Origin of the sequence: Collinsella sp. AF16-8 (assembly GCF_003462695.1) — a bacterium.
GTDB lineage: Bacteria > Actinomycetota > Coriobacteriia > Coriobacteriales > Coriobacteriaceae > Collinsella.
This window is the reverse complement of the sequence record NZ_QRXX01000002.1, coordinates 243,167-256,974: the sequence shown is the minus strand read 5'-3', so window position 1 is coordinate 256,974 and position 13,808 is coordinate 243,167. Positions and strand designations below refer to the sequence as shown.

Annotated in this window: 10 protein-coding genes; 3 read left to right on the top strand and 7 right to left on the bottom strand. The window is 60.6% G+C overall.

Annotated elements, in window-relative coordinates; translation table 11 throughout:
• Positions 1 to 13: 13 nt before the first annotated feature.
• The 4 genes from DWW73_RS03370 to DWW73_RS03355 all read right to left on the bottom strand — a co-directional run bounded on the left by DWW73_RS03370 (position 14) and on the right by DWW73_RS03355 (position 5,484).
• Positions 14 to 832, bottom strand: a complete 819-nt coding sequence (locus tag DWW73_RS03370; protein WP_089573274.1) for a PTS mannose/fructose/sorbose transporter subunit IIC — start codon at positions 830 to 832, stop codon at positions 14 to 16.
• An 18-nt stretch (positions 833 to 850) separates the two neighbouring features.
• Positions 851 to 1,840 carry a PTS sugar transporter subunit IIB gene (locus DWW73_RS03365; protein WP_117637934.1) on the bottom strand — a complete coding sequence of 330 codons (990 nt, stop codon included), beginning with the start codon at positions 1,838 to 1,840 and terminating at the stop codon, positions 851 to 853.
• A 403-nt stretch (positions 1,841 to 2,243) separates the two neighbouring features.
• Positions 2,244 to 2,672: a hydrogenase maturation nickel metallochaperone HypA gene (locus DWW73_RS03360; protein ID WP_117583629.1), complete on the bottom strand. Its 429-nt coding sequence runs from the start codon at positions 2,670 to 2,672 to the stop codon at positions 2,244 to 2,246.
• A gap of 34 nt (positions 2,673 to 2,706) precedes the next feature.
• Positions 2,707 to 5,484, bottom strand: a complete 2,778-nt coding sequence (locus tag DWW73_RS03355; protein ID WP_199413457.1) for an FAD-dependent oxidoreductase — start codon at positions 5,482 to 5,484, stop codon at positions 2,707 to 2,709.
• 190 nt (positions 5,485 to 5,674) lie between these two features.
• On the opposite strand from DWW73_RS03355, the gene DWW73_RS03350 reads away from it, so the two are divergent.
• The 3 genes from DWW73_RS03350 (at position 5,675) to DWW73_RS03340 (ending at position 9,159) form a co-directional block, all read left to right on the top strand.
• Positions 5,675 to 6,337, top strand: coding sequence for a TetR/AcrR family transcriptional regulator (locus DWW73_RS03350; protein ID WP_117778753.1), 663 nt, complete (start codon positions 5,675 to 5,677; stop codon positions 6,335 to 6,337).
• Positions 6,338 to 6,400: 63 nt separating this feature from the next.
• Entirely contained in the window at positions 6,401 to 7,408 is a 1,008-nt protein-coding gene (locus tag DWW73_RS03345) for a DUF5692 family protein (RefSeq protein ID WP_117778752.1), read from the top strand.
• Positions 7,409 to 7,662: 254 nt separating this feature from the next.
• The gene (locus DWW73_RS03340; protein ID WP_117778751.1) at positions 7,663 to 9,159 is read left to right on the top strand and encodes a hypothetical protein; all 1,497 of its coding nucleotides are present in this window, start codon (positions 7,663 to 7,665) and stop codon (positions 9,157 to 9,159) included.
• Between the two features lie 44 nt (positions 9,160 to 9,203).
• Here DWW73_RS03340 and DWW73_RS03335 read toward each other — a convergent pair whose 3' ends face one another.
• From DWW73_RS03335 to clpB, 3 genes are all read right to left on the bottom strand, one after another.
• Entirely contained in the window at positions 9,204 to 10,556 is a 1,353-nt protein-coding gene (locus DWW73_RS03335; RefSeq protein ID WP_117778750.1) for an ATP-binding protein, read from the bottom strand.
• A 208-nt stretch (positions 10,557 to 10,764) separates the two neighbouring features.
• The gene (locus tag DWW73_RS03330; protein ID WP_233509106.1) at positions 10,765 to 10,959 is read right to left on the bottom strand and encodes a hypothetical protein; all 195 of its coding nucleotides are present in this window, start codon (positions 10,957 to 10,959) and stop codon (positions 10,765 to 10,767) included.
• A 131-nt stretch (positions 10,960 to 11,090) separates the two neighbouring features.
• Entirely contained in the window at positions 11,091 to 13,718 is a 2,628-nt protein-coding gene (gene clpB, locus DWW73_RS03325; RefSeq protein ID WP_117778748.1) for an ATP-dependent chaperone ClpB, read from the bottom strand.
• Positions 13,719 to 13,808 lie beyond the last annotated feature (90 nt).

Below are 13,808 nucleotides of genomic sequence, written 5' to 3'. Positions count from 1 at the left end.
TATCACTCCCCTCCTACTCGTAATCGTTCAGAATGTCGCCGAGCGGGTCACCGGAGCCACCGCCCATGCCGCCACCCTGCTTGGCCAGATCCTTAAGGCCAAGGTAGATGAGGGCAAGGGAGATGCCGATGAGGCCAAGGGCGATCAGCGTGAGCTGAGGGATGGCAGCAAGGACAAAGCCGAGGATGAAGAACGGCCAGGTCTCCTTGGTGGCCATCATGTTGATGACCATGGCGTAACCGACGGAAGCGACCATGCCGCCGCCGACAGCCATGCCGCCGGACAGCCAATCGGGCATAGCGTTAAGCGCGTTGGTAACAGCCTCGGCCGGGATGATGCACAGAAGTACTGCCGGGATGGCGATACGAACACCCTGCATGAGGATGCCGGCGTACTGCCAACGCTCGATGCCGGCGAAGTCGCCCTTCTCGGCGCAGGCGTCCATGCCGTGAACCATAGCGGTAGCCAGGGTACGGCAGATCATGGTCAGGAACAGACCAGCGACCGACAGCGGGACGGCGACGGCGATGGCGGCGGTAACGGCCTTGGCCGAATCGGTGGCGCCACCGTTGAGGGCGAGCACCATGATGATCGAAGAAGCGACCGAGGCCAGAGCGGCGTCAGGCGCGACGGCGGCGCCGACGTTAGCCCAGCCAAGGGCCATCATCTGGAGCGAACCGCCCAGGAGGATGCCCTCCTGAAGGTGACCGGTTACGAGACCGATAAGCGTGCATGCCACGAGCGGCTGATGGAACTGGAACTCATCCAGAATGCCTTCCATACCGGCAAGCAACGCGACAATCGCAACAAGCAGAATAGTGATTGCAGACATGTATCGGACCCTCCTTTACTATGCTTGAGCGGCCAGTTCGGCCTTAGCTTTCTTCAACATGGCGTCGAGATCCTCGGAGGAATCCGAAGGAACCTTGCGGACCTCGAACTTGACGCCCTTGGCCTTGAGAGCCTCGATGGTCTTGACGTCGTCATCGCCCATAGCGACAGCGTTAGTGACGACGACCTTGCCCTTGGAGTGGGCCATGGAACCGATGTTGGCTTCCTTGATGTCGACGCCGGCCTCGATGGCCCTGAGCAGATCCTGCGGGTTCTCGAACAGCAGCATCGCCTTGGTGTCGCCAAAGCGCGTGTCCTTGACGACCTCGGCCATCTTCTTGATGGGCACGACGTTGGCGTGGACTCCCGGAGGGGCAGCCTGCTCGATCATGGTCTTGCGGAGCTCGTCGTGAGCAACGCCGTCGGAGACCACGATGATGCGGTTGGGGTTGATCTGCTTGGTCCACGTGGTGGCCACCTGACCATGCAGCAGACGCGTGTCGATACGGACGTGGGCGATCTTGATGTGCCCGTCGCCGATCACCGTTCCCGGAGGAATGGCACCCGCAGGAGCAGCGGCGGCCGCAGCCGGCTTCTTCTCCTCGGGCTCCAGAGACTCGGGCTTGACGCGCACGCCGGCCTTAGCCTCAGTCACGAGATGTTTTGCGATCGCATGTGCAGTGTTCTTTGCGTCAAAGCGCTGCGAATATGCCTCGATGAGCATAGGCAGGTTGACACCGGTGACGATAGCCCAGGAATCATGGCCCTCGATGAGACCGCTGATCTGGTTGAAGGGCGTGCCGCCCCACAGATCAACGAGGAAGAGCACCTGCTCCTGGTCCTCGAAGGAAGCGACTGCTTCCTCGACCTTGGCTCGGAAGTCGTCGGGGCCCATGCTCGGCTCGAGCGAGACCACGGCTACAGACGGCTGATCGCCAAAGACCATCGAGCCCGTCTGCTTGATTCCAGCCGCCAAGTCACCATGGCTAGCAAGAACAATACTTACCATCACATAACCTCCTTTTTGTCTACGTAATTCCTACACGACAGTTATGGAGTATAGCTGCAAATACAGCAGAATTGTTTGAAAAACTGCAAAAGGTAGCATTATTTGTTTAAACGTCTTAATTTGTTACAAGTTGATTACATTCCAGCATCATTGGCTGATCTGCCGCTGATAACTGATACCCAACCAATACTTACACGACGGATATGCGCATGCTGTCATTATTACCGCTTTTAAACAGATGCAAACGTGCTGAGACTGAGGCTATTTCGTTTAAACAGCTATGCCTTGACTAATGGCGAGCGATATGCTCTAGCAAAGTAGTTATTGGGGACGTTCTTAAATGGCTAGTCATTGGGGACGCTCTTTTTCGACTAGTCGTTTAAGAACGTCCCCAACGACTAAGTTAGGCGATGTGGAGGGGGTTGGCGGCGTCGACGGCATCGGGGGCATCGGATAGGCCGTCGGGGGCAGCGTCTGTCGGGTCCTCGTCGGGGGTCTCGATCTGCTTGATCATGACCTCCTGGCCCTGCAGCAGATAGGTCTCGCCGCTACCGCAATGGGGGCAGGTCTTGCCGTGCTCGACCGTCGCGTAGTCGCAGCCGCACGCCTCGCAATGCGTCACGGCCTCGACAGGCTCCACAATAAGCTCCGCGCCCTGCGTGATAGGCTTTTTATCTGCCGCCCAGCGCCAAGCGTCGAGCAGCAAGTCGGGAACGACGCCCGAGACCTCGCCCAACAGCAACGTCACGCTCGAAACGCGACTTACGCCGTTGGCGCGAGCCACATTCTCGACATCGCGAATGATGTGATACACGATTCCGAGCTCGTGCACTTTTAATTCCTTCCGCCGTTCCCGTTATGACTACTTACTTGCGACCAAATTTGATCTTGATGGCACGCTTGAGTGCGTACTTGCCCAGGCTGGGGAGCTTTTGCTCGTATTTGACCATCGTTGAGCACTCGGGGCGGTCGCGATCCAGATGGATGGCGTCAAACGCGCACTTGGTGGTGCACAGGCCGCAGCCGATGCACTTGTTGGGGTCGACGATCGAGGCACCGCAGCCCAGGCAACGGGCGGTCTCGGCGCGCACCTGCTCCTCGGTAAAGGTCTCGACGTACTCGCTAAACGGCGCGGCCTTCTCGCGCTCGCGGTCCACATGGGCAACCTCGCGGCTCGCGTTGTCGTAGCTCTCGAGCACAACGTCGTTGCGGTCGAGCGCGGTGTAGCGGCGCTGGTTGCGGCCGATGGTGAGCGTGGAGCCCGGCTGCACAAAGCGATGGATGGACACCGCGGCCTCGTGACCGGCGGCAATGGCATCGATGGCAAAGCTGGGGCCAGTGTAGACGTCGCCGCCCACAAAGATGTCGGGCTCGGCGGTCTGGTACGTCTGCGGATCGGCAAGGGCACCCTGGCCGCGGCCGAGCTCCACCTTGGAGCCAGCCAGCAGGTCGCCCCACACAATGGACTGGCCAATCGACATGACGACACGGTCGGCATCGACACGGCGCAAGTCGTTCTCGTCATACTCGGGCGCAAAACGGCCCTCGTCGTCAAAGACACGCGTGCAGCGCTTGAAGGTGATACCGCACACACGACCGGCCTCGTCCAGGTGAACCTCCTTGGGACCCCAGCCGCAGCTGATGTGAGCACCATCCTCGATGGCCTCGCGACGCTCCTCCTCGCTGGCAGGCATCTGGGCCTCGCTCTCCAGGCAGAACATCTCAACGTGCTCGGAACCCAGACGGCAGGCGTTGCGGGCAACGTCGATGGCCACGTTGCCGCCGCCCACCACGATGGTGCGGCCGGGCAGCGCGTCAATCTTGCCGCTGTTGACCTCGCGCAAAAAGTCGACGGCCACGGTCACACCCTCGGCGTCCTCGCCCGGAATGTCGGCAAGGCGGCCGCCCTGGCAGCCAATAGCCACGTAGAAGGCCTTAAAACCCTGCGTGCGCAGCTCATCGAGCGTCACGTCACGGCCGACTTCCACGCCATAGCGGAACTCGGCACCCATCAGGCGAATGATCTCGACCTCGGCCTCGATAACATCCTTCTGCAGCTTAAAGCTGGGAATGCCGTAGGTGAGCATGCCACCCGGGCGCTCGTTTTTCTCGAACACGACGGGCTTGTAGCCCTTCTCGGCAAGATGGAAAGCGCAGGACAGACCGGCCGGGCCGGCACCGATGATGGCAATCTTCTGGTCGAAGCCGCCAGCGCGCGTCGGCGTCACCACGGGCGGGACGTAGCGGGTCGCAGCGTCCAGATCGCGCTGGGCGATAAACTTCTTGACTTCGTCGATAGCCACGGCGGCGTCCACACGACCGCGGGTGCAGGCATCCTCACAGCGGCGGTTGCACACACGGCCGCAGATAGCGGGCAGCGGGTTCTCGCGCTTGATGAGCGCCAACGCCTCGTCATAGCGGCCCTGCGCCGCGAGCTTCAAATAGCCCTGAACGGCAACGTGCGCGGGGCAGGCCGTCTTGCAGGGAGCGGTACCGGACTCATGCGTCTCGATGCGGTTGTCGTTGCGGTAGTTGGGCGACCACTTGGTGTGGTCCCACTTGGTGGCATCGGGCAGCTCCTGGCGCGGATACTCGGGCACCTTGCCGCCGGCCTTTTTGCTGCAGAGCTTCTGGCCGAGCTTGGCGGCACCGGCCGGGCACACCTCAACGCAGCGACCGCAGGCTACGCACTTGTCCTTCTCGACCTTGGCGACATAGGCAGAGCGCGACAGGTTGGGCGTGTTGAACAGCTGCGAGGTGCGCAGGGCGTAGCACACGTTAACGTTGCAGTTGCAGATGGCGAAGATCTTATTCTCGCCATCGATGTTGGTGATCTGGTGCACAAAGCCGTTGTCCTCGGCCTGGCGCAAGATGTCGTAGACCTCCTCGCGCGTCACATAGTGGCCGCGGTCGGTCTCGACCACGTAGTCGGCCATATCGCCCACGGCAATGCACCAGTCGTTGGGGTCGTCGGCGCAGCCCTCACCCATCACGCGACGGCTCGCGCGGCAGCTGCAGGTGCTGGCGGCGTATTTGCCCTCGTATTTGTCGAGCCAGTGCTCGATATGCTCAATTGGTACCGAGGTGCTCGTGGCGTCGATAGCCTTCTCGACCGGAATGACATGCATGCCAATGCCGGCGCCGCCGGGCGGCACCATCGGCGTGGCCTTGGACAGCGGTCCCTTGGACGCCTGCTCAAAGAACTTGGCATAGACCGGGTGCTCCTCGAGCTGACTCACGCGCATGTTGAGGAACTCGGCGGAACCCGGCACCAGCATGGGCAGCACCCACTGCTTGGCGCGCTCGGGATTTTCCCAGTTGTACTCGAGCAGACCCGTGTAGCTCATGTCGTCGAGCATCTTCTCGATATCGGCCTCGGGCATGCCGGTGAGCTTGACCATCTCGGGCAGCGTGTAGGGACGGCGCATCTTCATCTTGCAGAGTACCTCGGCCTGCTCGTCGGTTGCGGCCTCGGCAAACGACCAGTACTCGTAGCCCAGCAGCTCGTCGCGATGCAGCAGGCGGTTGGTGCAATGCTCGCACAGCTTGACAATGGCCTCGCGCGGATGCTCCGGCAGCGGCGGCACGAACTCCGCGCCGATATCGGGCTCGGTGTAGCTAATTCCCGGTCCGTTGAGAATCATGGTTGTCCCTTCTCTTGCCACAGCCCGGCGAGACCGCGGCACCCCTCTTTTTTGCAGGCCGGGCATGCCCCCATGCCGTTCACCCGCCATTAGTTGACATTGTGTCAAAAACAGTATTGACGAACCGTCAACAATATTCAAGACTGTTAGGTGAACGGTCAGGCTCAAACGGACGAAAGGCGGCAAGCGCATGAGCGATAACGCATCGAACACCTCTGTGGCTGACGCCGTCCCCGCGCCCGATAGCGCGGCCAAGCGTCTGACGGGCGACGAACGCCGTCGCGAGATCCTCGATGCCGTGCGCACCGTAAGCTCCGAGCTAGGCGTGTCCCACCTATCGGTATCGGCCGTGACCAAACGCGCCGGCTGCACGCGCTCGCTGTTCTACCACTACTTTGCCGATATGGACGCCGCCGTCACCGCCGTCATGGACGAGGCAATCGACGGTTTTATCTCCGAGCTCGAGCAGTGGAATGCCAGCCGCATCGTCGGTGATATCGAGGGCGCGCTCGACACCGTCGCCCCGCTCTTTAAGCGCCTGGTCGCCAGCGGCCACGAGCTGCCGAGTACGCTCACCTCGAGCAGCGGCGCACTCTACGGCGGCTTTCTGCACAACGTGGTTCAGCGCGTGGCTCAGTACATCTGCGACACCACCGTGGTGGACTTTGTCGCCCATCACGAGCTGCGCATCGATCATGTCTACGAGACGTTCTACACCCTCATCATGGGGTTGTTGATGTATATCCGCACGCACCCCGATGTGCCCGACGAGACGGTCAAGGAAATCATCGCCTCGACACTCCACATCGAGGGCTATACCGCCAAGTATCCCGAGCGCAAGCCCCAGAACTGACGACATTTGGCCAAACTGCCCGCGATCGGAAGAGGGGCCGCGGGCGTGTGAAAGGAGAGCAGCATGCTGTTCGATGTTTGGGGTAGCAATACCCTTATCCACTGGGTCGGCTGGGCCATGGTCTTTATTGGCCTGATCGTGCTCAACGAGGTCGGCCGCCGCACCAAGCTGGGCGCGGCAATCATCTTTGGCGTGGCTCCGCTGGCCATGACCATCTACTGCGTCGCCATCGCCATCGGCGTTTCGCAGGGTGCCGAGTGGGCACTCACCAACCCCACCCATGTGTACCAGAACAGCTGGTTCCACTACGCCAAGGTATACGCGGCGCTGGCCGGTTGCTGGGGCTTCATTGCCATTAAGTACCAGTGGGGCAAGATCGGCAAGGCGCATTGGTTCCGCGCGTGGCCGTTTGTGATCGTCGCCATCAACATCATGATCGCCGTCGTGTCCGACTTTGAGAGCGCCTATCACTTCTTTGTCCTGGGCCAGTCCACCTGGGTCACCTCCGAAGGTGCTACGCAGCTGGCCGGCTGGAACAACGTGTTCAACGGCATCGCGGGCATCATCAACATCTTCTGCATGACCGGTTGGTGGAGCGTCTACGCCTCCGAGGACAAGACCGACATGCTGTGGCCCGACATGACCTGGGTCTACATCATCGCCTACGATATCTGGAACTTCTGCTACACCTACAACTGCCTGCCCACCCACTCCTGGTTCTGCGGCTTTGCGCTGCTGCTGGCGCCCACCGTCGCCGCCTTTATCTGGAACAAGGGCGGCTGGATCCAGAACCGTGCCTTTACGCTGGCCATTTGGTGCATGTTTGCCCAGGTATTCCCGTACTTCCAGGAGGAGTCCATCTTTGTGACCCACTCCACGCTCGACCCCGGCGCCGCTACCGCGGTCTCGATCGCCGCACTGGTCGCCAACGTCGCCGCGATCATCTACATCGCCTACCGCGCCAAGAAGCTCGGCCGCAATCCCTACAAGCAGGATGTCTTTGAGGGCACCAGCGATTGGGAGAAGGCCACCGCCCGCCGCGCCAAGGTGGATTACGCGCACGCCGAGTAACATGTTTATTCCGTCCACATTTGAATGTAGGCAAACTTAGCCGATACCGCAATCGCGCGTCATGCGCAGCCCCGGAAAGCGATTCGCCCGCTTTCCGGGGCTTTTTGTTGTTGCGCGCATTCACGCACATATTCCATTCGCACACACATTCAAAACCTCTCGCACAGATAAAATCAGATTTCCGATCGCCTGACAGCTCTATATGACCTTGTTTTTGGGTACATTGTTGTCCCGATATTGAGCTTGGGGGATATATGAAAGATGAGACGATGGGCCAAGAGGATGCGACCCAAGATGCAGAAGCTTGCGCTGAGGCCTTGGAGAGCTTAGACCGGATTTCACTCGATGAGATTGCGTTTGACGATTCGGGCGTTGGTGTGCAGGATGAGCCGGAAGCCGAGGCGCAGTCCGATGATCAGGATGCAGACGACGTTGAGCCTGCCAAAGATGAGGCAGGTCACGAAGACACCGAAAGCGAGGCCGGCAATCAGCTCGAATCCGACACGGGCGAGGAAACCGTCTTGCTCGGCAGCTTGCCGGCCGAGGATTCGCTGACCCGCGAGCTTCCTGGCCTGGGTTCCGCACCAGCCGTGGACGAGACCATCGCCATGGGCGATATTCCCCTTCCGTCCGTCCCCTCGGCACGCGAGGCCGAGGTTCGCCATCGCAAGATGTCGCCCAAGCGCCGCAATCTGATGGTCGCCGGCGTCGTGGCCGTCGCGCTCGTCGCCGGTGGTGCAGGCTATGCTTCCTGGAACGGATATCAGCAAGAGCAGGCTGCCGCTGTCGCCGCCAATGCCCACACGATGATGTCGGTGCAGATTGGTGTACATGCCGCGGGGCTCGACTGTTCCACCGGCTCCAAGATTCCCGTACAGGTGAGTGGCCAGGATTCTGACGGATCCTCCGTAAGCGAAACACTCTATGTTGACGAGCACGGCCGTGGCATCAAACTGCTACCCGGTGACTACACGCTCTCCGTTGCCGCCTCCCCCATCGCGTCCGACGGCACCGTCTATACCGTGCCGACCACCAAGGCGCAGGTCACGATCAAGAGCGACGGACAGGACCTAAGCAGCCAGGCCGCCTTTAAGCTCAAGGTGCCTTCGGCCGACACGGTAACCGACGACCAGATCGATGCCGCCGCCAAATATGCCGAGGAGGGAGGCGCGAGCTCCGCCGCCACCGCCAAGGTGCTCCAGCAGGCGGCAACCGCGCGGCGCGACGTCGCCGTCAATGCCGTGAGCGCGCAAAAGGCACAGGCGGCCCGTGATGCCGACGCCCGTCACAAGGCAACCGACCTCTACCAGCTCGATATCCCCGTCGAGTGGTACGGCAAGGTCGAGACTTGGCAAAATGGCAGCACGCTATGCATCTATCTTGCCGGCGACAGCGATACGCCGATTGTGACGCTCGTCGCGATGCGCGAGGGCGAGAGCTTTACGCCCGATGAGGGCGATACGGTTTTGGGTGCGGCCAACCTAGGCAACGGTTATACCGTCTACGCCAGCGGCCCCGTCTATCCGTACGTGGTGCCCCAGACCATCAACGGACGGACGCAGAATCCCGTGTCGACCTACCCCATGAACACGGCCATTGAGCTTGTCGAGCTCACGACCGGCAACCGCTACACCTATAGCCAGATCAAGAACGTACTGGTCGGCAAAGACGGCAAGGCCGACGCTGCGACCAAACTAGAGACCGACTACCTCGCCCAGATTCTCCTGCCGAGCATCAAGGCCCAGGACTAGCGGACCATGACACCTGAGTCCTGGCCTCGCAAATCCATAGACGATTAGGAAAGGAGCCACTTCCATGCGGGCACAGCATGTACCACGCCGTGTTTGCATGGAATATCGGCCTGCTCATCCATGGTAACGATTACTGACTCGCCAAGATCAAACTGGGCCATCGCGGCATCGAGCGCGGCAATTTCGCGCTCGCGCGTTTTCTCGCTTGTCATATCCACACTTACCTGAATCAGGCCGTAAGCCTGCATGAGCAGTGCATCCCCAGCCACAAAGTCCACCTCATGGCTTTTATTCTTATCTTTAATCAGCAGGCGGCAAACCGAACCGGGCCGCACGGCGGGGGTCCTTCTTCTGAGCGCATTGAACACCGCGGTCTCGAGCCTCTGATCATGATCCAATGCCGATGCGGGGGAGAACGCTCCGAACATCGCAGGATCGACGGCGTAGACCTTAGACGCAGACCGCGTATTATTTGCAAGCGAACGCGTGAACTCCGGCACCGAAAACAGCAGGTAGGCATCCTCGTAATACTCAAGTAAGTCGCTGAGCGTATTTCGACTGACGGATATCTGTCTGCTCTTGAACTCGTTGTACACTTTGTTCACTGACAGCTCTCGTCCCGAAGATGCCATGCACCGCGCCAGAAACAGCGAGGCCAAACGGGGGTTCTTGACGTCGTAACGTTCAACGACGTCCATGGCGACCGTTCGCGACGCATATTCCTGTAGCAGCTGAATCGCGTCTGCGGGCGTCTGCTCAAGTGTCGCGATGAATCCCCCTCGCTCGAGATATCCGACCAGATGGTGTCGGAGCAACGCTGCATCGCTCGAGGAGAAGGGTGCGTTCGACTCAGGAACGCTCCCCGTCTTATATCGGACGTATTCCGAAAAACTCAACGGAAAAAGCTCTCGCACAAGAGAACGGCCCCTGAACTCGCTCTTAAGTTCTGAGGACAGCATCTTAGAAGAAGATCCCGTCACGTAAACGGTCGCCTTCTCCGTATCGACCACGCGTCGCAGAAACGCACCCCATTCGGGTATTTCCTGGATCTCGTCAAAGAAAAGGTAGGCGCCCTCGCCTCGAGCAGCAGGATATAGTGCATAGAATGTATCGAGCACGTCCGCTAGTAGCGATGGCTCATACGGACGCAAGCGCTCATCCTCAAAATTGAAATATAGCATCCGGTCAAGCTCGACGCCTTGGCCCTGAAGCCGCCGTATCTCCTGATACAGGCGATACGTCTTTCCACAACGACGGGCGCCCACAATCACATATACGATGTTGTCGCGCTTTGGCTCCTGCGGGTTGCCCAGATCAAGGTCGCGCTCAAAGACCTGCGGAATCCCCTGTTGCTCAAAGTCCTTTATTTTTTGAGCCACCAAGTCGTTGAATGCCATAATTCTCCAATCTTGCTCTCCTGCTAATCAAGATTATAACGATTCTTGATTAGCAGGAGAGCAAGATTATGCGTATCTTGATTAATGGATAAGCAAGTTTTCTATTAGTGGCCCCTCCCGGAGGATATCGAGCGGCCGAGGGGGGCAGGCATGAACGCCTCTAGCCGAAAACAAAGTAGCTAAAAAAGCCCCGTCCCAAATGAGCTACTTAACGCCAGGGGTCGGCTTCGAAGAGGGGCTCGCGCTCGGGGCGACGATCGCTATAAGGATCGTAGCCGTCGTCATCCTCGTTCTCGGCACGGATGTAGGGGTCGCGCGGCTTGGGCGCCGGCTTAGGCGCAGGCTTGGGTGCGGCGGGTCCGGCATCGGTCGCCGGCGCGCTTGTCTTGATCTCGTCTTTCATCTGCATAGCTCCTTGCATCGCATCCGTTCAGTACCATCGATTGTCGCACGAAAAAGGGCGGCGGACCCAATGGATCCGCCGCCCTTGGCGTTTAGAGACGGCTGGTAGATTTTAAGGCATATCCCAAAAATCTACTCGGCGTCGGGGACCTCGTAGGTGGCCGCCGGCGTGTTATCGCACACGACGGTAAAGCCGCCGTCCTTGTCGACATCGACTGTCACCTGATCGCCCTCGCGCACCGTGCCGTCGATGATAGCGGCGGCGATGGCATCCACGACCTCGCGCTGAACCAGACGCTTGAGCGGACGGGCGCCAAAGACCGGGTCCAGGCCGCCCACGGCGAGCATCTGCTTGGCCGCCGGGGTGATGGCAAGCGTCATGCGCTCCTTGGCCAGACGCGCGCGGACGTCGGCGAGCTGGATGTCGACGATCTTCTCGATCTGCGCCATGCCGAGCGGATGGAACACCACGATATCGTCGATACGGTTGAGGAACTCGGGGCGGAAGGTTTGAGCCATGGCCCCGTCAACCTGATGGCGCATCTCCTCCTCGTCCTTGCCGGACAGATCGGCGATAGCCTTGGAGCCCACGTTGGACGTCATGATGATAATCGTGTTCTTGAAGGACACTTGGCGACCCTGACCGTCGGTCAAACGGCCGTCGTCGAGCACCTGCAGCAGCACGTTAAAGACATCCGGATGAGCCTTCTCCATCTCGTCGAGCAAGATCACGGAGTAGGGACGACGGCGCACGGCCTCGGTGAGCTGGCCGCCCTCGTCATAGCCCACGTATCCTGGGGGCGCACCGATCAGACGCTGGACGCTGAACTTCTCCATATACTCGGACATGTCGATACGCACGAGCGCGCGCTCGTCATCGAACAGGCACTCGGCCAGCGCCTTGGCGAGCTCGGTCTTGCCTACGCCGGTGGGGCCCAGGAAGAAGAAGCTGCCGATGGGCTTGTCTGGGTCGGAGAGACCCGCACGGCTGCGACGCACGGCCGCGGCTACAGCGGAGACGGCCTCGTCCTGACCGATAACGCGCTTATGCAGCTCGCCCTCCAAGCCCTTCAACTTGTCGAGCTCGCCCTGCATCATCTTGGACACGGGCACACCGGTCCAGGCGCTCACGACCTCGGCGATCTCATCGGAGGTCACCTGTTCGTTGAGGCCCTCGCCGTCCTGCTGCTTTTGCGCCTCGAGCGCAGCCTCGGAATCCTGAATCTGCTGCTGCAGACCCGGGATCACAGAATAGCGAAGCTCGGACGCACGGCCCAGATCGCCGTTGCGCGTCGCGCGCTCCTCTTCGCTCTTGGCCGCGTCAAGCTGGCCCTTAAGCTCCTGCACGTGGTCGATGGCGTTCTTTTGGTTGAGCCAGCCGGCCTTTTGCACGTTGAGCTTTTCCTGGACTTCGGCAATCTCTTGGCGCAGAGCCTCCAAACGCTCCTTAGAGGCGTCGTCGGTCTCTTTCATGAGCGCCTGTTCCTCGATCTGCAGCTGGGTGAGCTGACGCGTGGTGGCATCGATCTCGACCGGCATGCTGTCGAGTTCCATGCGCAGGCGGCTCGCGGCCTCATCGACCAGGTCGATAGCCTTGTCGGGCAGGAAGCGGTCGGCGATGTAGCGGTCGGAGAGGTCGGCGGCAGCCACGAGCGCGCTATCGGTGATGTGTACGCCGTGGAAGATCTCGTACTTCTCCTTCAGGCCACGCAGGATTGAAATGGTGTCCTCGACGGTAGGCTCGCTGACCATCACGGTCTGGAAACGACGGGCGAGCGCCGCGTCCTTCTCGATGTACTTGCGGTACTCGTCGAGCGTGGTCGCGCCGATCGCGTGCAGGTCGCCACGAGCGAGCGCCGGTTTGAGGATGTTGCCGGCGTCCATGGAGCCCTCGGTGGCACCCGCGCCCACGATGGTATGGAGCTCATCGATGAACAGGATGACCTTGCCTTCTGATTTTTGTACTTCCTTGAGCACGGCCTTTAAGCGGTCCTCGAACTCGCCGCGGTACTTGGCGCCGGCGACCAGCGCGCTCATGTCGAGCTCGATGAGGTCGCGATCGCGCAGGGTACTCGGCACGTCGCCGGCCACGATACGCTGGGCGATGCCCTCGACGATGGCCGTCTTACCGACGCCCGGCTCGCCGATGAGCACGGGGTTATTCTTGGTGCGGCGGGACAGGACCTGAATAGTACGACGGATCTCGTCGGTACGGCCGATGACCGGGTCGAGCTTTCCGGCGCGGGCCAGATCGCAGATGTTGCGACCGTACTGCTCCAACGCCTCAAACTGGGTCTTGTCCTCGGCAGACGTCACGCGGTCATCGCCGCGCAGCTCCTCGTAGACCTGTTCGATACGCTCCTTGGTAACGCCGGCGTCGCGCAGCACGCGGCCCGCGTCGCCCTTGTCCTCGGCAAGCGCCATCAGCAGATGCTCGGTCACCACAAAGCTGTCGCCCATCTTGGTGGCCTTTTTCTCGGCTTTCTCGATGACGCGGACGAGCTCATTGGAAAGACCCATCTGCTGGCCCTCGCCCGAAACCTTGGGCGCGTGGTCGATGGCATCCTGTGTGGCGCGCGCAAGCTGGACCGGGTCGGCACCGATGCGCTCGATGATCACGGAAATGTTGCGCTCGCCGGCACCGAGCAGGGCGGACAGCAGGTGGATGGGCTCCACCGCGCCGGCCTGTGCGTCGGCGGCGATGCCCATGGCAGTCTGCAACGCCTCGCGCGACGTCATTGCTAGCTTATCGATTCTCATGGAATCACCTCTCTTGGGGCGGCCGCCCTACGGGGCGGCTTCACGTTGTTCGAGAAGTATTGTTGCCAGCTTTGCGCGATCTTATACACA

What these genes read in the sequence shown, in the direction of transcription:
- DWW73_RS03345 (WP_117778752.1), top strand. Translation starts at nt 6,401, where the DNA reads ATGCTGTTCGATGTTTGGGGTAGCAATACCCTTATCCACTGGGTCGGC.
- DWW73_RS03350 (WP_117778753.1), top strand. Translation starts at nt 5,675, where the DNA reads ATGAGCGATAACGCATCGAACACCTCTGTGGCTGACGCCGTCCCCGCG.
- DWW73_RS03330 (WP_233509106.1), bottom strand. Translation starts at nt 10,959, where the DNA reads ATGAAAGACGAGATCAAGACAAGCGCGCCGGCGACCGATGCCGGACCC.
- DWW73_RS03365 (WP_117637934.1), bottom strand. Translation starts at nt 1,840, where the DNA reads ATGGTAAGTATTGTTCTTGCTAGCCATGGTGACTTGGCGGCTGGAATC.
- DWW73_RS03370 (WP_089573274.1), bottom strand. Translation starts at nt 832, where the DNA reads ATGTCTGCAATCACTATTCTGCTTGTTGCGATTGTCGCGTTGCTTGCC.
- DWW73_RS03340 (WP_117778751.1), top strand. Translation starts at nt 7,663, where the DNA reads ATGAAAGATGAGACGATGGGCCAAGAGGATGCGACCCAAGATGCAGAA.
- DWW73_RS03335 (WP_117778750.1), bottom strand. Translation starts at nt 10,556, where the DNA reads ATGGCATTCAACGACTTGGTGGCTCAAAAAATAAAGGACTTTGAGCAA.
- clpB (WP_117778748.1), bottom strand. Translation starts at nt 13,718, where the DNA reads ATGAGAATCGATAAGCTAGCAATGACGTCGCGCGAGGCGTTGCAGACT.
- DWW73_RS03355 (WP_199413457.1), bottom strand. Translation starts at nt 5,484, where the DNA reads ATGATTCTCAACGGACCGGGAATTAGCTACACCGAGCCCGATATCGGC.